Raw genomic sequence first — 18,783 nt, forward strand, 5'->3', positions numbered from 1 at the left:
CTAATCGGATCTGATTGCTGAAGAGGATCTCCCCATAACAATCAGACCTGATTTTAAAGCCCTCTTCTTAACCTCTATTCACTCGGCAAAATTAAACTGACTTCAGCTCTTCTATTCTTGCTTTAACAGTCGCTTGTTTCTCTAAATAATCTTTTTCTTTTGCTTTTTCCTCATCTACTACTTTCTGAGGGGCTTTGCTTACAAATTTCTCATTGTTCAGCTTACCTTGAACACGGGAAACTTCCTTCGTCCATTTCTCCAACTCTTTTTGCAGGCGGGCAATTTCCTCTTCGATGTTGATCAGCCCTTCTAATGGAAGGAATAAGTCCACACCTGTAACGACTGCGGTCATCGCTTTTTCCGGTGTATCTAGATTTGTACCCATTTCAAGCTTCTCCGGGTTACAGAATTTTTCGATATACGCTTTGTTCTTCTCGATGATTGTTAGCGTATGTGCATCTTTCGCCTTTAGCATCAAGTTGATTTGCTTGCTCATCGGCGTGTTAACCTCAGCACGGACATTACGTACAGCACGAATGATATCAACGAGCAGCTTCATCTCTTCTGCTGCCGCTTGGTCTGTAAGTTCTTCTTGAACCGTCGGCCATGCAGCCACCGTAATGGATTCGCCTTGATGCGGCAAGTTCTGCCATATTTCCTCGGTAATAAACGGCATGAATGGGTGTAGAAGTCTCATTGTGTTGTCCAGGACATGAGCCAGAATCGAACGGGTCGTTTTCTTAGCTGCTTCGTCCTCGCCATATAAAGGCAATTTAGCCATTTCAATATACCAATCACAGAAGTCATCCCAGATAAAGTTGTAAAGAACACGACCAACTTCACCAAACTCGTAACGATCCGCTAAACGTGTTACGGTTTCAATCGTTTCATTTAATCGGGTAAGGATCCATTTGTCAGCAACAGATTTTTTACCTGATAAATCAATTTCGTCATAGGTCATACCGTCCATATTCATAAGGGCGAAGCGTGATGCGTTCCAGATCTTATTCGCAAAGTTCCAAACAGATTCTACTTTCTCAAAGGAGAAGCGTAAATCCTGACCCGGTGAGCTGCCTGTAGATAGGAAGTAGCGTAGGGAATCTGCTCCATACTTTTCGATGACATCCATTGGATCTACACCGTTTCCTAATGACTTACTCATCTTACGCCCATCTGCATCCCGAACCAGTCCGTGAATCAGTACGTCTTTAAATGGACGTTCTCCCGTGAACTCCAGTCCCTGGAAGATCATGCGAGATACCCAGAATCCGATAATGTCATATCCCGTCACAAGTGTGTTGGTTGGGTAGTACCGTTTAAAGTCCTCTGCATTCAGATCTGGCCAGCCCATTGTTGAAAACGGCCATAGAGCAGAACTGAACCATGTATCCAGTACATCCTCTTCCTGTGTCCAGTTTTCAATATCTTCCGGTGCTTCATTGTTTACATAGATTTCGCCCGTTTCTTTATGATACCAGGCAGGGATGCGGTGTCCCCACCAAAGCTGACGGGAAATACACCAGTCACGCGTGTTTTCCATCCAGCGCAGGTATGACGTTTCAAAGCGATCAGGTACAAAGTTGACCTTGTTTTCATCCTGCTGAAGTTTTACCGCTTCTTCTGCCAGAGGATCCATTTTAACGAACCATTGAGTAGAAAGATATGGCTCAACGACTGCTCCACTTCTTTCTGAGTGGCCAACTGAATGCATATGCTCTTCAATCTTGAACAGAACGCCGGCTTCTTGAAGGTCTTTCACGATTTCCTTACGACATTGGAATCGATCCATCCCTTGGTATTTATCCGCCTTTTCATTCATGGTTCCATCTTCATTCATTACAAGAATACGTTCTAAATTGTGACGATTACCGATTTCGAAGTCATTGGGATCGTGTGCAGGCGTAATTTTCACTGCTCCGGAACCAAATTCCATATCAACGTAATCATCTCCTACAATCGGAATTTCACGTCCCACGATTGGAAGGGTAACTGTTTTACCGATTAGATGCTTGTAGCGATCATCTTCCGGGTGTACTGCAACTGCCGTATCACCAAGCATGGTTTCAGGGCGGGTTGTGGCAATTTCAATATGACCACTTCCATCAGCCAACGGATATTTCATATGATAGAATGCGCCTTGTACATCCTGATGAATAACCTCAATGTCTGAAAGGGCGGTTTTCGTTGCCGGGTCCCAGTTGATGATGTATTCACCACGGTAAATCAGGCCTTTATTATAAAGGTCGACAAATACCTTTTGTACAGCTTCCGATAAACCTTCATCCAACGTGAAACGTTCTCGGCTATAATCTAAGCCTAATCCAACTTTAGACCATTGCTGACGGATATGCTCGGCATATTCTTCTTTCCACTTCCACGTTTCTTCTACGAACTTTTCACGGCCCAAGTCATAGCGTGAAATACCCTGATTACGAAGTTTTTCATCCACTTTCGCTTGTGTTGCAATTCCTGCATGGTCCATACCTGGCAGCCATAATACATCGTAACCCTGCATTCGCTTCATTCTGGTCAGGATATCTTGCAGGGTTGTGTCCCAAGCATGACCAAGATGAAGTTTCCCCGTTACGTTCGGCGGAGGGATGACGATGGTGTAAGGCTCTTTCTCCTTATCGTTTGTCGCTTCGAAGTACTTCCCTTCGAGCCACCATTTGTAGCGTCCCTGCTCAATGGCATTCGGATCATATTTCGTCGGCATTGCTAATTGCTGATCTTGAGTTTCCATTTGTTTTCCTCCTATATTAGTGCGAATAAGTACACTTTTCTAAAAAAATAAAAAAATCCCCCGTCCTATGAAAAGGACGAAGGATTCCATTCGCGGTACCACCTTTTTTCTCAGGAGAAATAAACCTCCTGAACTCTCGACGATCATAACGGCTTTTAACCGGCTTCTACTACTGAAATTCATAGAAACAGCTCTCCAGGCGACCTTCCATTGTCTTAACGTAGAAAATCTCTCACCAAACGATTTTCCTCTCTGAAAGTAAGGGTCAATGTACTCTTCCTGTTCATTGCTTTTAAGGCATTATTTATTTACTAATTATAGTATAGGAAAAGATAAACTTTCGTCAATCATTATCGCCAATTTTTAATAAAAATATTCATTTCGCCTACTCAGGCACCATTCTATCCTGTATTCATAAGATAAAGTAGTGAATATACCCAGGAGAGTGAGTGGAAGAATATGAAAAAAATCAATCAATATACCATGCAGAAATGGATGGGAAACGCCCGGTTAATATGTAAGCAATTCATCATCCCCTTTACGATCTTTCAAGGGGTCCGGACCATTTTGCTCCCAACCACTTTTGATGTCCTTCTTTTAACTCTGTTTATCGGTATAGGCCTTGCCATTTATTTCGATTGGATTTAATGGACTGACGAGATGTGGACTTCGCCAGTCCTTTTTTTATTCTGCTTCAGCCGCCTGCTCCTGTTTCTTTTTTTCCATTTCATCTAAACGCATGACAACGTATTCTGTATTTTTCAGCAGCCAGTAGTGTCGTTGCAATTTTTTGAGGGATTTACGTTCATTCCGCTTATCCTTCGGTGTATGAAAATACTTTTCCACCACTGCAATGACAGAGCTTGGATAAGCTAAATAACTCATGAACAGGAGCCGCTCTTCATTACGTACAGTAAAATGCAGAAAATAAGTGGTAAGCCACTCGACACATTCCTCGTAATACTTAGGATAGGTTTTCAACGTTCTCGACAAAAACGGCAAGAGATCATGAAATGGAGAAGCCATCCTTGAGTTCTCAAAGTTATGGAAATACCCCAACCCTCTTTCATCGAATAGAAAGTGCTCCGTCGAAACCTTTCCGTGGGTGATGACGGTCCTAACCTTTTCCAGCTCCTTCGTCTCTTCATACCACTCATCAAGCATCTTGCGTGAAAATTTCAACGCTTGAGTGGCATCCTTGTAATACATGCAAAAATGCAATTGAAAAGGAGACATATACGTTGTTTTTTCACATGCCTCAACATACTCATCGAGAAACTGTTGTTCTTTATCCCACCTGGATGTCAACTGCTCGTAATGAGATTCTCTCTCTTCTTTATCAATCTTTACTTCTTGAGACGAAAGAGTATGCAATCTTGCCAATTCCCGGAACATTTTCTGATGCTTTTCAAATTGATCTTCCCTTTCCAGGTTCAACAGCCAGGGCATCACATAGTATAACTCCCCTTCATTCCACACCGCATAACGCCCATCCAAAGTCGGGTAGATCGGAACAATGCGGTTATATCCCCTTTGAAACAATAGTTGCACATTCCGGACAAAGTCAACTCCAGTCTGGGCCGGGATCTGCTTAACAGCCAGAGTGCCTTTATTGGAAAACACTTTGGAAATCTTCCCGTAGCTCTCAACAAAATGGGGTTCTACGCCATAAGGTTGTAAGACATGCTTTAATCCATCAAGCGTTTGTACCATTCCTCTCACCTTCTAAGATTACTTTTCTAAAAAAAACGGACTAACTCCAATGAATTTGGTGTCAGCCCCATTCTTTCCTCTATATGTCCATTACGCTATTCTAATGTCTTAAGCGGGAACGACTTTACCCATATTCCTCTACCCTTTGAAGACATACTCGCTTTTCGGGATATAAAGAACCTGCCCTACATAGACGTCTTGATTGGCTTCAAGTTGATTGACCCTTAATAGCTGCGGAATGGTCAAATCATACTTTTCTGCAATATAGTCCAGGGTCTCACCCTCTTGAACAATGCATACCCGTAATGTTGCGCCCTTTTCCTCATCTTTTCTTGCAAAGAAATCGGTTAATGAAATGCTTTCATATTTCTTTTTACCTTTTGTCTTTTTCTTTTCTTCCGGTTCTTCCCCGCTTTCTTCCATCTCCGCTTCTACAGCTGATGAGGAGGATTCTTCTTCTTCGGCTTCCTGCTGCTTGTATTTAGGAGGCGGCGTGTAGGCGGCCTTTGGTTCAGACGGCTGCTCTTCTGATGACTCACTTAGTTCATGCTGAGGCAACTCAAACACGTTTTCTTTCCTGAAATAATTTTCCTCATAGGAATGAGTTGGCTGAGCACCGTATTGAATCTGTACGGGTATCTCATCCTCCTCTTCAGATGGTGGTGTCCGTCCTTCCAGATTAAACGGCTGGTACTCGTCGTCTTCAGAATCCTCTTCTTCCTCCTGCTCTTCAACGTTCGCCGTTAATTCTTCGACGTCGTAGTTCTCATACTCGTATACTTCTTCTCTTTCTTCTTGCTCTTCTTCTGTTTCTACTTCTTCCTCCGCTGTATCTTCTTCTACTTCGGCAACTGCACTAGAACGGTAAAGCGGCTCGTATTCTTCCTCTCTGCTAAATTCAGCTTCAAGGGGAGTGTGCGTCTGCTGTTCACCATAAATCCCTGTAATCGTTAAATCGGCATTCAATTTTAAACAAGCATTCTCAGGAACCATGTAATCGAATGACTCAACGAATACGTCGATATCGCCCAGATTGGCAATTCTATTTTTCGGAATCGTCACATCGACAGGGAAACGGTGGACAAATTCATACTCACCTTTTTCCCTCTTTTCCACTATTTGTACAAACTTACCACCTGCTTCAAACTCATCCTCTTCTTCGTCCCTAGGTGAAGTTGGTAAATATTCACCGGAAAGATCAAGGCTTCCCCTGATAAGTACGTACTGCTCTTGCTCTTGTATCGTTATATGAGGATCTAAGGAGATAGATAGCAATTCTTCAACTTCCTGTCCTTTTTTAAACCAAATTGATTCTTCCAAGGAAAATCGCAAACACGATTGTTGTTCTTGTGACAAAAGAAATTCCTCCTTTCAGGTTCCAAACAAAGAAATAGTAAACAATGCCATTATCACTTTATGAAACGAAAAGGAGGATTATGATAGGAAAACGAATATAAATAGCCGATCCCTAAAAAGGATCGGCTATCATCACTACTTCTTACTAATCTTTTCAAACGCTTTTTCCGCTGCTTCAAGGGTCTTTTCAATATCTTCATCTGTATGAGCTGTCGATAAGAATAGTCCTTCGAATTGGGAAGGTGGCAAGAATACACCTTCGTGTGCCATTTCACGGTAGTAATCAGCAAACATATCAAGATCAGACGACTTGGCACCTTCGTAGTTGGTTACTTCTTCATTCGTAAAGAAGATCCCGATCATGGAGCCTGCACGATTGATTCTGTGAGGGATGTTGTGCTTTTCTGCCGCTTTCTTTAAGCCTTCTTCCAGCAGGTCTGCTTTGCGGACAAACTCTGTGTACGTTTCAGGAGTCAGCTGGCTCAGGGTTTCATATCCAGCTGTCATCGCCAATGGATTTCCGGATAGAGTTCCAGCTTGATAAATCGGACCGCTTGGAGCGATTCTCTCCATGATTTCAGCCTTACCGCCATATGCACCTACCGGCAGACCTCCACCAATCACTTTACCTAAGCAAGTTAAGTCGGGTGTTACGTTATAGTAGCCTTGGGCACATCCGTATCCGACACGGAACCCGGTCATGACTTCATCAAATATTAACAGTGAACCATGATTCTCCGTGACTTCACGCAGGCCTTCCAGGAAGCCTGGCTGAGGTGGAACGACACCCATATTACCGGCAACAGGTTCTACGATCACACCGGCAATATCATCACCAAATTGTTCAAAGGCATAGCGGATGCTTTCTAAATCATTGTAAGGCACCGTAATCGTGTTCTTTGCCACGCCTTCAGGTACACCAGGGCTGTCAGGCAGGCCAAGAGTCGCCACACCGGATCCTGCTTTGATTAATAAAGAGTCACCATGACCGTGGTAGCAGCCTTCAAACTTGATGATTTTATTGCGGCCTGTGTATCCGCGAGCCAGACGAAGGGCACTCATCGTCGCTTCCGTACCAGAAGACACCATACGTACGACTTCGATACTTGGTACTCTTTCAATTACAAGCTGGGCTAGCTTGTTTTCGATTTCAGTCGGGGCACCGAAACTTGTCCCGTTTTCCGCTACTTTTTTAATGGACTCCACCACGCGGTCATTGCTGTGACCAAGAATGAGTGGTCCCCAGGATAGAACATAGTCAATGTATTCATTTCCATCAATATCGTAAATTTTAGATCCTTTTCCTTTTTCCATGAATATGGGATCCATCTTTACTGATTTGAATGCGCGAACGGGACTATTCACTCCGCCGGGCATTAGCTTTACTGCTTCTTTGAACGCTTGCTTCGATTTCTCATATGAACGCAATATCGGTTCCTCCTTTAGTGATCTTTCAGTCATCCTTACAGGAACTTTCCACCAATTAGGATAACCAATTCGCTACATCTTTTGCGAAATACGTAATGATGAGGTCTGCACCCGCACGTTTCATGCTAGTCAGCTTTTCCATTACGATTTCCTGTTCGTTTACCCAGCCGTTTTGAGCCGCCGCTTTCACCATGCTGTACTCTCCACTAACATTATAAGCGACAACCGGCGCATTAAAACGGTCTTTCACTTCCCGCATGATATCTAAATAGGAAAGGGCAGGTTTGACAATTAAGAAGTCTGCGCCTTCTTCAATATCGGACTGTGCTTCTCTTAACGCTTCCAGGCGATTGGCAGGATCCATCTGATACGTTCTGCGATCTCCGAATTGCGGAGTTGAGTGTGCGGCATCACGGAATGGACCATAGAAGCTTGAGGAGTACTTAACGGCATATGACATGATCGGCACATCATGATAGCCGGCCTCGTCCAATCCGTGGCGGATCGCTGCAACGAATCCATCCATCATATTGGAAGGGGCAATGATATCAGCACCCGCTTCAGCCTGGCTGACAGCCGTTTTTGCTAATAGATCAAGCGTAGGATCGTTCAGTACTTTTCCATCTTTGACGATTCCACAATGTCCGTGGCTCGTATATTGACATAAACATGTATCGGCAATGACGACAAGCTCAGGATAATGTTCCTTCACAAACCGGGTTGCCCGTTGTACGATCCCGTGGTCATGATACGCTTGTGTTCCTACCTCATCTTTTTCAGCTGGCACACCGAAAAGAATAATGGATTTTATACCCAGGGAAACCACTTCATCCATCTCTGCTTTTAAGTTATCAAGGGAAATATGATAAACTCCTGGCATGGAAGGAACGACATTCTTAATGTTTTCCCCTTCCACTATAAACAATGGATTGATTAAATCTTCTTTTCTTAGATGAGTTTCTCTTACCAACGCACGCATATGATCTGATTGACGCAGGCGACGATGACGGTTAAAATGCAGATCTTTCATATGTAAACCTCCTAAGTAGATAAAGCTTTATTTTGATGATCTATTTGCTATAAATTCTTTCATCTCGTTTACCATTTCATTTACAGTATAAATGCTTGGACAGATTTTTACATGTAATCCGTACTTTTCAGCCGTATTTTTTGTAATGGGACCAATGCACGCAATGGGAATGTCCCTGATCTCATCATGCAAAGTGTACTGATTGACCACCTTCATAAAATGATGGACCGTCGATGAGCTGGTAAACGTAATGATATCTGGATCCTCTTCTTTAATGATATCCTTCAACTGCCCGATGCTCCCTTTTGGAAGGACAGTTTCATAGACAATCCATTCCTCACAGGATACTCCTGCAGAGGTTAACACTGAAGCAATGACGTTTCGTGCCAAGTTCCCTTTTGGAATCAGGACGTCCCCTGACGGCTTCACTTTCGAAATGAATTCTTCTGCAAAGTCATCCCCTGTAAAATGTTCTGGCACAAAGGAAACAGGGATTCCATATTTCTTGCAATATTGTTCTGTCTTACTTCCGACTGCAGCAAACTTTCCGGAAAATGAAGATAAATCGAGCCGTAATCGATTCAATGCTTGAAGAAAGAATCTCACTCCATTTGTGCTGGTGAAAATAATCCATTCATACGTATGTATTGTTGAGTGAAGATTAACTTCCCACTTATCTTCATGAGGTTGAAAATGAAGGAGAGGTACCACAACCGGGACCCCTCCCTCTTTTTCTATGAGGGCGGCCGTTTCACTGGATCCCTCACTGCCACGAGTAATCAAAACCTTTATATTTTCTAAAGGCCCTTTACCCTTCATTATTGATCAAGCTCCTCTTTCACCTGATCGATGAGGGCTTTGGCACCCAGGTCTGTTAAGCTTTCAGCCACTTTTTCCCCTACTTGTTCAGGATCTTGTCCCACCATGTATTCTTTATAAATCGTTTTCCCATCAGGTGAAGCTACAAGCCCTGTTAAGGCTATGTCCCCATTGTCTTTCAGCTCAGCAAATCCTGCAATCGGCACCTGACATCCCCCTTCCATTTTGTGAAGGAACGCTCTTTCAGCCGTAACAGTCTTTGTGGTCTCAACACAAGCAAACTTCTGAAGAAGTTCAAGCACCTCAGAATCATCTTCCCTGCATTCAATGGATAACGCACCTTGACCAACTGCAGGCAGGCAAAGGTCGGGATCAAGGAATTCCGTTACAACATCCGATGTCCAACCCATACGGGATAATCCTGCTGCTGCAAGGATGATCGCGTCGTAGTCCTCATTTTTAAGCTTCGTTAAGCGCGTATCGATATTCCCGCGGATCCATTTGATTTCAAGATCTGGACGAACGGATAAGATCTGTGCCCCTCTGCGCAGACTACTCGTTCCTACGATTGCTCCTCCCGGTAAATCTTTTAGAGCCACATGATTTTTACTGATGAACGCATCACGGTGATCCTCGCGAAGCGGTATACATCCGATGGTCAGTCCTTCGGGTAAGACCGCAGGCATATCTTTCATACTGTGAACGGCCATATCGATTTCTTTATCCAGCATCGCTTGTTCAATTTCTTTTACAAACAAGCCTTTTCCACCGACTTTCGACAGGGTGACATCAAGAATCTGGTCCCCCTTTGTGACAATTTCCTTCACTTCGAATTCGTAAGAGGGGTCCAGTGCTTTCAACTGATTGATCACCCAATTTGTTTGTGTCAGTGCTAATTTACTTCGTCTCGATCCAACAATGATTTTTCTCATAATGACCTCCTGAATCTTATGAATACCAGAAATGAAATGAAGACAACCGACTTCCTAAGAAAAAGTTAATTAGTATGATCAAGAAGGCTGCAACATTTAGAAAAGCTAATGATTTACCAAATACATTCTTTTTGATGCGCAGATATAAATAACTACTATATAAAATTAATAGAATAAATGACCCTACTATTTTCGGATCATACCATATGAAATCCGGGAGCTTGATATATGCCCATTGCAACCCAAGGATCAGGCTGAGCAGAAGCATCGCTACTCCAATGGAATTGGAAATATATGAAATCTTCTCAAGTTTAGACAGATCACTGATCCGCCATAACCTTTGTCCCCATTTTTTCTCTTTCAATAATTTAAATTGGAGGAGATAAAGCAAGGAAACCACAAAGGATAATGAAAAGGCTCCATATGAAAGGATGGCCATCGTAATATGAATCAACAATAATTCAGATACGAGCTGTTCTGCCATTGCCTGAGACTCTACCTGTACCGGTGCAAACGTATGGATCGCCATAATGATGAATCCAAGTACATTCGTAAAAAACACCGTAAAGTCCACCCTTAATAATCGATTGATGACAAGTGACAGGGTAATGAGGACCCAGGCATAAAAATAAAGTCCCTCGAAAATGGTGAGGACTGGAAACCTGCCTGTGTTCATCATGTAAAGAAATAAAAAGATTGTTTGAAGTATCCAAACAATCGCAAGTAACCAGAAGGCAAACAGATTCGCCTTCCGGTTTTTGTTTAAGAAATCTATAAAGTAAAAGAGAATACTAATAGCATACAGAACAATCATAAGTTCATGCAGCCTAGTCATCGTTTGTTCAAACATAGTCAATAACCTCACTTATGCTTGAAAAGAAGGTTGTGGTACAAGCTTAAGATCGCTCTCAGTCTTTTCATTGGCTGCTTTTACTTGTTTCTGCTCTAGCACTTGTTGTTCAATGTTAAAAATATTGATAAATAAATCCAGTTTATCTTCAGCATCCGGAAGGCCCGCGAATTCCTTCGCTTGCAGGATTGGATCCTTTAACAACTGATTGATAATGCTCTTCGTATGCTTATTTAACACTTTTCGCTCACGATCTGTTAAGTCAGGCATTTTCCGTTCGATGCTTTCCATCGTTTCAGCTTGGATGGAGAGTGCTTTTTGTCGAAGAGCTGAAATAACCGGGACCACCCCAAGCATATTCAACCACTCTTTAAAGGACACAATTTCGGCTTCAATCATGATTTCAATTTGCTCGGCTGCTTTCTTACGCTCAGCCAGGTTTGCCTGAACGATGCCTTCCAGATCATCGATATCATAAAGGAAAACACTTTCTAATTCTCCGATGGAAGGATCCAGATCACGGGGTACCGCAATATCCACCATGAAAAGAGGTCGACCTTTTCTCATGCTTTCCACATGGGACATCATTTCTTTTGTGATCACGAATTCCTTTGCACCCGTAGAACTGATCATAATGTCCGCTTCCACGAGGGCACATTGAAGTTCCTTCATTGTTTTAGCGTTCCCGCTGAAACGTTCTGCCAAGGTTTGTGCCTTTTCATACGTACGATTAATGACCGTCACTTTAGTCGCTCCGCTGCCATGAAGGTTTTGGATCGCTAGTTCTCCCATTTTACCGGCACCAAGAATAAGAACATGTTTTTTCTCCAGGCTGCCGAATACTTTTTTAGCTAATTCAACGGCTGCATAGCTGACAGACACAGCATTGGAACCGATATCTGTTTCGGAGTGACCCTTTTTGGCTACCGTCACTGCCTGCTTGAACAGATGATTAAATACTGTACCAGTCGCCCCTGATTCCTGTGCATTCAGGAAGCTTGAACGAATTTGCCCGAGGATCTGGGTTTCCCCCAACACCATTGAATTCAAACCGCACGCAACTTTAAAAAGGTGTTCGACTGCTCCTTCTTGTTCATAAATGAACAGATAAGGTGTGAACTCCTCTTTATCTATATCGAACCATTGAGATAAGAAATCTTTAATATAATAACGACCTGTATGAAGCTGATCCACTACTGCATAGACTTCCGTTCTATTACATGTAGAAACAATCACATTTTCCAGAATGCTCTTCTTTTCCTTTAAAGCCTTCATAGCGAAAGGAAGATCAGTTTCATTGAATGATAAACGCTCACGAATCTCAACAGGGGCCGTTTTGTAATTCAAACCAACGACTATTGTATACATGCTATGCACTACACCCCCAACTAAAATCATTACTCTCATTATAACATGTCCTAAAAAGCTCCTGACCCGTAAATGTGAACAGAAATTGAAACCTAAGTATGATACATTTATAAAGGTAAGAAGGCATGCTTCTTCCGGTACTTGCTAAACATTTATTTCATCATATACATTTAAGATTAACAAAGAATGAACATGAAAGCATTTTCAATTCTAAAAAAATCTATTATATTTCGACATCACCTACTAATGTAGGGTACCAAAACAAGCCTAAAGAATCAAGTAATGGAAAGGTTTCTTACCTGGACATCCGGGCTTATTATTAGTAGTATGTATTATTTTCCCTGAAAAAACAGTATTTAAAACATTTAGTATAAAAAGATACGGGAGGAAGAGTATGAAACAACAACAAAGAATTTTCCCAGGAATGATCTTAATCGGCTTTGGGGCATACTTTTACTTACAGCAGGCGAGCATAGTCCTGTTTCAGGAGTTCTTCACGTGGCCTACTTTACTGATGATTGTTGGACTTGCTTTTCTCGGACAGGGATATGGAGGGAGAGATTATGAAGCCATATTACCGGGAACGATTCTCGTTGGATTCGGTCTGCATTTTCATGTTGTCAATAGACTCGAAATCTGGCCTGATCACATGGGGACTTTCATTCTGATCATTGCCTTGGGTTTCCTGCTCAGGTACCAGAAAACGAGAGCAGGACTTTTTCAAGGTGTGCTCTTTTTAACCCTTTCTATCATTCTCTTATTCTATGATAAAGCGGCGGGATGGTTTGGCTTCATTGGAGGTAATGTGGTGGAGACCGCTTGGGAATTCTGGCCGATGATCATCATTGGTATCGGCGTCTACTTATTGTTTATAAAGAAAAAATAATTCTATGTACTCCATAATAAAAGCCCGGAAATCACTCCGGGCTTTTTGTGAATTCTATTATAAAACTGAATCCAGAAATTCTCTTGTCCGCTGCTCTTTTGGAGCGTTGAACAATTCCTGGGGAGGTCCTACTTCCACGATCCTGCCATCGTGCATATACACGACCCAGTCGGCTACCTCGCGGGCAAACCCCATTTCATGGGTCACGACAACCATCGTCATCCCCTCTAAAGCAAGCTCCTTCATGGTTGCCAAGACCTCTCCGACCAATTCAGGGTCAAGTGCTGAGGTAGGTTCATCAAAGAGCATGATTTCAGGCTTCATCGCCAGGGCCCTTGCAATGGCCACACGCTGCTTCTGTCCACCGGATAGCTTGGATGGATAGACATTTTCCTTATCCCCCAGGCCGACTTTCTTTAATAGCTCTTTCGCATCCTTCTTTGCTTCGGCCTTTGAAACCCCTTTGACGTATACCGGTGCTTCCATCACATTTTCCAGGACCGTTTTGTGAGGGAAAAGGTAGAAATGTTGAAATACCATTCCGACTTTTTGACGGATTTTATTTAAATCATGTGTATCCTGGTTGACTTCATCGCCTTCTATGACAACCTTTCCATTGTCTTTCAGTTCCAGGAAGTTTAAGCAGCGAAGCAATGTACTCTTCCCTGATCCACTGGCTCCAATGAGGCAAACCACATCACTTTCCTTTACACTGATATCAATGTCCTTCAGTACGTGTAAATCACCAAAGGATTTATTTAATTTTTCCACTTTAATCATTTCCTGACTCACACTCATCCCTCCCGCATCTTTATTAATCACTAACTGACATCCGTTTTTCTATGATATTGACAATCGTTGAGAATACCAGTACCAGAACCAGGTAATAGATCGCTACAACGAGCAGGTAGGTCATGTAATCGAAGTTGTTGGAACCAAGCGTCGTTGCCACACTGAACAATTCGAACATCCCTATGAATGATGCAAGAGATGAATCCTTTAATGCAATGATGAATTGATTACCAAGTGGTGGCAGGGCTCGTCTGAATGCTTGCGGCAAAATGATCCTTCTCATGGACAATCCAAGAGACATTCCAAGGGACCGTCCCGCTTCCATTTGCCCTTTATCAATGGATTGGATGGCTCCACGGAAAATCTCGGCGATGTAGGCACCATTATGGAAAGCAAGACCCATAACAACAGACCAGAAGCCTGATATATTTAATGAGGTTAATCCGAAGTAGAAAATAAAGATTTGAACAATTAAAGGTGTTCCCCGCACAACGAAAATATATAAATCCGCTAATAGTTCCAATGGCTTGATTCCGGAAATCTTGAGAAACGCGAAAAACAAACCAATCACAATCGCAATAAGTACAGAAACAAAGGTTAATTGGAATGTTAATAACATCCCTTTAAGAAATACATCATATGTACCTGTTAAGGTTTCAAAAAAGTGCATGAACTTCCCTCCAGTCAATTCAATACGTGTAAGCTTCTCCCGGTAACGGACAAAAAGCGAATGCGCATAGAAGCACATTCGCTCTGTGTCATGCTGCCTTTACTCTTCTTCAGGATCTGATGTGATGTCTGTATTGAAATATTTTTCACTGATTTTCTTTAACGTACCGTCTTCTCTTAGAGTTTCAAGAGCTTTATTGATTTCATCCAATAACTTTTCATTTTCTTTACTTACGGCGATGGCTTGCTCACTGCGCCCGATCAGTTCACGGGCTTCAACGTTCAAACCTGCAGCGATCGCTTCTTTACCAGTAATGAAGTCGGTAATAACGGCATCATGTTTACCCTTATTTAATGCTTCTAATGCGACTACATCACTATCATATTGTTGAATATTATCCGTTACTCCCTGGGCAGTCTCTGCGTAAGTAGATCCTTTGGAAACGGCAATCTCCATTCCTTCCAAATCATCCAATGTTTCTACAGAACTGTCCGGACGAACGAAGATCTGCGGGCCAGAATAATAATAAGGAGTTGAGAAGTCTACTTCCTTCAAGCGTTCATCCGTGATCGTATGGCTGGCAACCGCCGCATCAAAACGACCCGATTTCACTCCTTCTACAATTCCTGCAAACTTAAATTTCTTCTGTTCAGGTTCAAGACCCATTTCTTTCGCAACGGCTTCTGCCACTTCAATATCGAAACCTGACATGGTTCCATCATTATTTGTTACACTGAATGGCTTAAATTCACCTGAAGCTGCATAAATGAATTTGCCTTCCTCTACTAACTTCGCACCATTTTCTGTTGTGGCTTTGTCGCCACAGGCTGATAGAAGAAGCACAGAAATGACTAACAAGACTAGGCTTTTCCAATTCTTCACTGTCTAGAGTCCCCCTTATGTAGCTTGTAATATTTTTAATCTTTCATAATTTTATCAACAAAAGAGAAAATTCTCAAAATTCAAATATAGCTTCTACAGCTTATAATTATCCATTTTATTGGATGAAGCGGATTCAGCTCGGTTACAGGTACATATGCGTCTCTATCCTTTTATTTCCTTTCATATGCTTTGATGATATAGGCCCATCAGCCTTATACGGAGTTCAGTAGACCCTCTTTTATACTACTTTTAAGCTATATGGGTGCTGTCATTATTTAGTCATAAAAAAGAACCGTCTCCACATATGTGGAAATCGGTTCTTTTTAAAGCTTATTTATAATAAGACTTGATGGCGTCCCAGGCTTTGTCTTTTCCAAGGCCTGTTTCGGAAGAGAACATGATGAGGTCGTCTTCTTTGTCCATGTTCAACGTTTCCCTTGTTACTTTCAGGTGTTTCTGCCATTTGCCTTTCGGGATCTTATCCGCTTTGGTGGCGATGACGATGCATGGAAGCTCATGATGCTTAAGGAAATCGTACATCATGACATCATCATTGGTTGGCGCATGGCGCAGGTCCACGATCAGGATGACCGCCCTTAACTGCTCACGGGAAGTGATGTAGGTTTCAATCATCTTTCCCCATGCTTCCCGTTCTGTTTTTGATACTTTGGCAAAACCGTAACCAGGTACGTCCACGTAATAGAGGGTCTCTTCTATTTTATAGAAGTTCAGCGTCTGGGTTTTACCTGGCTTGGATGAAATCCTTGCCATGCTCTTGCGACCGATCATTTTATTGATGAATGAGGATTTCCCCACGTTCGAGCGTCCCGCTAAGGCAAACTCAGGAAGAAAATCGCCAGGATATTGTTCAGGCCTGACTGCACTGATGACTAGCTCAACTTGATTTACTTTCACTTCTTTTCACCTACTAATGCTTTCTCTAAGACTTCATCAATATGGGATACAAGGATGAACGTTAATTCTCCCCTCACACTTTCAGGAATATCATCTATATCCTTTTCATTATCTTTCGGAAGGATAATCGTTTTAATTCCCGCACGATGAGCGCTTAATGTTTTTTCTTTCACTCCCCCGATTGGAAGTACTCTTCCCCTCAGAGTTATTTCACCGGTCATTCCTACTTCACGATTGACGTATTTACCTGTCAGCGCTGATACAAGTGCCGTCGTAATAGTGATGCCTGCTGAAGGACCGTCTTTTGGAACTGCCCCTTCAGGAACGTGGATGTGAATATCATATTTCTCGTGGAAAGACTCGTCGATCCCAAGATCCTTCGCTTTCGAACGTACATAACTAAATGCCGTCTGAGCAGACTCTTTCATGACATCCCCCAATTTACCCGTCAATACAAGCTTTCCTTTACCCGGTGCTAAGGACACCTCGATTTGCAGCGTATCTCCGCCAACCGTAGTGTAAGCAAGACCTGTTGAAACACCGATTTGGTTTTCTATTTCAGCTTGACCATAGCGGAATTTTTTCTTCCCGAGGAACTCTTCAATATTGCTGGACGTAATCACGACGCGCTTCTTGTCACCAGAGACAATGATCTTGGCCGTTTTTCTACAAAGGGCTGCAAGGTGGCGTTCAAGGCTCCTCACCCCTGCTTCCCTTGTATAATAACGAACAATATCGACAATCGCTTCATCCCTGACCTGAAGCTTCGATTTGTTTAAGCCATGATCTTTAATCTGCTTCTCCAATAAATGATGCTTCGCGATATTTAATTTTTCAAGCTCTGTATAACCTGCGATCGTAATGATCTCCATTCTGTCCCGGAGCGGGCCGGGAATGGTCGATAAATCATTCGCCGTTGCGATGAACATGACTTTGGATAAATCATACGTTTCTTCAATATAGTGGTCACTGAAATTCGAATTTTGCTCAGGATCGAGTACTTCGAGCATCGCAGAAGAAGGATCTCCCCTGAAATCACTTGACATTTTGTCGATTTCATCAAGGAGGAAAACAGGGTTGATGGTGCCTGCTTTTTTCATACCCCGGATGATTCTACCGGGCATCGCACCTACATACGTACGCCTGTGACCTCTGATCTCTGACTCATCACGAACGCCTCCGAGGGAAATTCGGACAAAATTTCGACCTAGTGATTCAGCCACAGAACGGGCCAAACTCGTTTTCCCGACACCCGGAGGTCCGGCAAGGCATAGGATAGGTCCTTTAAGGGATTGAGTTAACTGCTGGACAGCCAGGTATTCAAGCACTCTCTCTTTTACCTTTTCAAGACCGTAGTGATCCCGGTTTAAGATTTGTTCAGAACGTTTTATATCTAATTGATCTTCTGTTTCAGTCGACCACGGCAGGGATGCAAGCCATTCGATATAATTACGTATGACAGAGCTTTCAGCGGAACTTGATGGAACTTTTTCATAGCGGGCAAGCTCTTTCAATACAGTTCTTTCAACATCCTCAGGCATATCCGCTTGTTCTATCTTCGCAGTCAAATCTTCAATTTCACCCGTTTTTCCTTCTTTGTCTCCCAGTTCTTTTTGAATGGCTTTCATTTGTTCCCGTAAGTAGTACTCTTTTTGGGTTCTTTCCATGGAACGCTTCACACGCTGGCCGATTTTCTTCTCGAGACTCAGCACCTCTTTTTCATTGTTAATGGTCTCGATCACCATTTGAAGCCGCTTCTTGATATCAAGAGTCTCAAGTACATTTTGCTTTTCTTTCATTTTCAACGGAAGATGGGAGGCAACGATATCCGCAAGTCTTCCCGGCTCTTCAATATCTGAAACAGTGGAATACGTTTCGGCTGAAACTTTTTTTGAAAGTTTTATGTATTGTTCGAAATAATTCAATAACGTCCTCATTAAAGCGTCTGTTTCTGATTCTTTCACATCGGAATCTTTGAATTCCTTTATTTCCACTTCGTAGAAGTCTTTTTGCTCTGTAAATGATTCAATTGATGCCCTGTTTAAACCCTCAACCAGAACTCTGATCGTTCCATTCGGTAATTTGAGCATCTGCTTTACCTTTGTAAGAGTTCCCATTTCGTAAAAATCTTCTTGTGTTGGCTCATCTATATTCATATCTCTTTGAGTGGTTAAGAAAATTAAATGATCATCCATCATGGCTTTTTCTAAAGCTTGTACGGAGCGCTCACGTCCAACATCTAAATGTAAGACCATTGTTGGATACACAAGTAAGCCTCTTAATGGAAGGAGGGGAACCGTTAAATTATTTTGATTTGCCACATATAACACCTCCGAATTTTGCTCTAAGTCTTTGTACAATTCTAACTTATTTACTAGGTAGTGTCTATTAAATAGGTA

16 protein-coding genes and 1 other annotated feature are annotated in these 18,783 nt (G+C 42.5%); of the genes, 2 read left to right on the forward strand and 14 right to left on the reverse strand.

All coding sequences use genetic code 11. From position 1 onward, the window contains the following. Positions 1 to 91: 91 nt before the first annotated feature. Entirely contained in the window at positions 92 to 2,743 is a 2,652-nt protein-coding gene (locus tag AAEM60_RS16495) for a valine--tRNA ligase (RefSeq protein ID WP_341356683.1), read from the reverse strand. Between the two features lie 69 nt (positions 2,744 to 2,812). Continuing rightward, positions 2,813 to 3,039 (reverse strand) — a binding site (T-box leader). Between the two features lie 163 nt (positions 3,040 to 3,202). On the opposite strand from AAEM60_RS16495, the gene AAEM60_RS16500 reads away from it, so the two are divergent. Beyond that, a complete protein-coding gene (locus AAEM60_RS16500; protein ID WP_044339496.1) occupies positions 3,203 to 3,391 on the forward strand; it encodes a hypothetical protein in 189 nt (62 codons plus the stop codon). 36 nt (positions 3,392 to 3,427) lie between these two features. On the opposite strand, the gene ysxE is transcribed toward AAEM60_RS16500, so the two are convergent. The 8 genes from ysxE to hemA all read right to left on the reverse strand — a co-directional run bounded on the left by ysxE (position 3,428) and on the right by hemA (position 12,239). Then, a complete protein-coding gene (gene ysxE / locus AAEM60_RS16505) occupies positions 3,428 to 4,456 on the reverse strand; it encodes a spore coat protein YsxE (RefSeq protein ID WP_299738799.1) in 1,029 nt (342 codons plus the stop codon). A 138-nt stretch (positions 4,457 to 4,594) separates the two neighbouring features. After that, complete coding sequence (gene spoVID / locus AAEM60_RS16510; RefSeq protein ID WP_299738800.1) at positions 4,595 to 5,812, reverse strand: stage VI sporulation protein D; 1,218 nt, start codon at positions 5,810 to 5,812, stop codon at positions 4,595 to 4,597. A gap of 135 nt (positions 5,813 to 5,947) precedes the next feature. Beyond that, the gene (gene hemL, locus AAEM60_RS16515; protein ID WP_341356684.1) at positions 5,948 to 7,240 is read right to left on the reverse strand and encodes a glutamate-1-semialdehyde 2,1-aminomutase; all 1,293 of its coding nucleotides are present in this window, start codon (positions 7,238 to 7,240) and stop codon (positions 5,948 to 5,950) included. A gap of 55 nt (positions 7,241 to 7,295) precedes the next feature. Next, a complete protein-coding gene (gene hemB, locus AAEM60_RS16520; RefSeq protein WP_341356685.1) occupies positions 7,296 to 8,270 on the reverse strand; it encodes a porphobilinogen synthase in 975 nt (324 codons plus the stop codon). A gap of 27 nt (positions 8,271 to 8,297) precedes the next feature. Beyond that, the gene (locus AAEM60_RS16525; RefSeq protein WP_299738809.1) at positions 8,298 to 9,089 is read right to left on the reverse strand and encodes a uroporphyrinogen-III synthase; all 792 of its coding nucleotides are present in this window, start codon (positions 9,087 to 9,089) and stop codon (positions 8,298 to 8,300) included. Then, positions 9,089 to 10,021 (reverse strand): hydroxymethylbilane synthase, encoded by a 933-nt coding sequence (gene hemC, locus AAEM60_RS16530; protein WP_299738812.1) that lies wholly within the window; start codon positions 10,019 to 10,021, stop codon positions 9,089 to 9,091. Before hemC ends, AAEM60_RS16525 begins: the two co-directional genes overlap by 1 nt. Positions 10,022 to 10,037: 16 nt before the next feature. Continuing rightward, positions 10,038 to 10,871 (reverse strand): cytochrome c biogenesis protein, encoded by an 834-nt coding sequence (locus AAEM60_RS16535; RefSeq protein WP_341356686.1) that lies wholly within the window; start codon positions 10,869 to 10,871, stop codon positions 10,038 to 10,040. 15 nt (positions 10,872 to 10,886) lie between these two features. Then, a complete protein-coding gene (hemA, locus tag AAEM60_RS16540; RefSeq protein WP_299739650.1) occupies positions 10,887 to 12,239 on the reverse strand; it encodes a glutamyl-tRNA reductase in 1,353 nt (450 codons plus the stop codon). 394 nt (positions 12,240 to 12,633) lie between these two features. On the opposite strand from hemA, the gene AAEM60_RS16545 reads away from it, so the two are divergent. Beyond that, on the forward strand, positions 12,634 to 13,125 hold the full coding sequence (locus tag AAEM60_RS16545; protein ID WP_299738816.1) for a DUF5668 domain-containing protein: 492 nt from the start codon (positions 12,634 to 12,636) through the stop codon (positions 13,123 to 13,125). A 57-nt stretch (positions 13,126 to 13,182) separates the two neighbouring features. Here AAEM60_RS16545 and AAEM60_RS16550 read toward each other — a convergent pair whose 3' ends face one another. The 5 genes from AAEM60_RS16550 to lon form a co-directional block, all read right to left on the reverse strand. Beyond that, the gene (locus AAEM60_RS16550; RefSeq protein WP_044339672.1) at positions 13,183 to 13,923 is read right to left on the reverse strand and encodes an amino acid ABC transporter ATP-binding protein; all 741 of its coding nucleotides are present in this window, start codon (positions 13,921 to 13,923) and stop codon (positions 13,183 to 13,185) included. A 16-nt stretch (positions 13,924 to 13,939) separates the two neighbouring features. Next, positions 13,940 to 14,587 (reverse strand): amino acid ABC transporter permease, encoded by a 648-nt coding sequence (locus AAEM60_RS16555; RefSeq protein WP_044339486.1) that lies wholly within the window; start codon positions 14,585 to 14,587, stop codon positions 13,940 to 13,942. Positions 14,588 to 14,686: 99 nt separating this feature from the next. Beyond that, the gene (locus AAEM60_RS16560; protein ID WP_299738819.1) at positions 14,687 to 15,469 is read right to left on the reverse strand and encodes a transporter substrate-binding domain-containing protein; all 783 of its coding nucleotides are present in this window, start codon (positions 15,467 to 15,469) and stop codon (positions 14,687 to 14,689) included. A 330-nt stretch (positions 15,470 to 15,799) separates the two neighbouring features. Further along, positions 15,800 to 16,384, reverse strand: coding sequence for a ribosome biogenesis GTP-binding protein YihA/YsxC (yihA, locus tag AAEM60_RS16565; protein WP_299738821.1), 585 nt, complete (start codon positions 16,382 to 16,384; stop codon positions 15,800 to 15,802). After that, positions 16,381 to 18,705 (reverse strand): endopeptidase La, encoded by a 2,325-nt coding sequence (gene lon, locus AAEM60_RS16570; protein WP_299738823.1) that lies wholly within the window; start codon positions 18,703 to 18,705, stop codon positions 16,381 to 16,383. The genes yihA and lon overlap by 4 nt, the downstream gene beginning before the upstream one ends. Positions 18,706 to 18,783 lie beyond the last annotated feature (78 nt).

It is taken from the genome of Rossellomorea sp. y25 (genome assembly GCF_038049935.1).
GTDB lineage: Bacteria > Bacillota > Bacilli > Bacillales > Bacillaceae_B > Rossellomorea.

Excerpts from the sequence above, each read along its gene's own strand:
- ysxE (WP_299738799.1), bottom strand. The coding sequence starts at position 4,456 with ATGGTACAAACGCTTGATGGATTAAAGCATGTCTTACAACCTTATGGC.
- hemA (WP_299739650.1), bottom strand. The coding sequence starts at position 12,239 with ATGTATACAATAGTCGTTGGTTTGAATTACAAAACGGCCCCTGTTGAG.
- AAEM60_RS16555 (WP_044339486.1), bottom strand. The coding sequence starts at position 14,587 with ATGCACTTTTTTGAAACCTTAACAGGTACATATGATGTATTTCTTAAA.
- hemC (WP_299738812.1), bottom strand. The coding sequence starts at position 10,021 with ATGAGAAAAATCATTGTTGGATCGAGACGAAGTAAATTAGCACTGACA.
- AAEM60_RS16545 (WP_299738816.1), top strand. The coding sequence starts at position 12,634 with ATGAAACAACAACAAAGAATTTTCCCAGGAATGATCTTAATCGGCTTT.
- AAEM60_RS16500 (WP_044339496.1), top strand. The coding sequence starts at position 3,203 with ATGAAAAAAATCAATCAATATACCATGCAGAAATGGATGGGAAACGCC.
- AAEM60_RS16535 (WP_341356686.1), bottom strand. The coding sequence starts at position 10,871 with ATGTTTGAACAAACGATGACTAGGCTGCATGAACTTATGATTGTTCTG.
- AAEM60_RS16495 (WP_341356683.1), bottom strand. The coding sequence starts at position 2,743 with ATGGAAACTCAAGATCAGCAATTAGCAATGCCGACGAAATATGATCCG.
- hemB (WP_341356685.1), bottom strand. The coding sequence starts at position 8,270 with ATGAAAGATCTGCATTTTAACCGTCATCGTCGCCTGCGTCAATCAGAT.
- AAEM60_RS16525 (WP_299738809.1), bottom strand. The coding sequence starts at position 9,089 with ATGAAGGGTAAAGGGCCTTTAGAAAATATAAAGGTTTTGATTACTCGT.
- AAEM60_RS16550 (WP_044339672.1), bottom strand. The coding sequence starts at position 13,923 with ATGAGTGTGAGTCAGGAAATGATTAAAGTGGAAAAATTAAATAAATCC.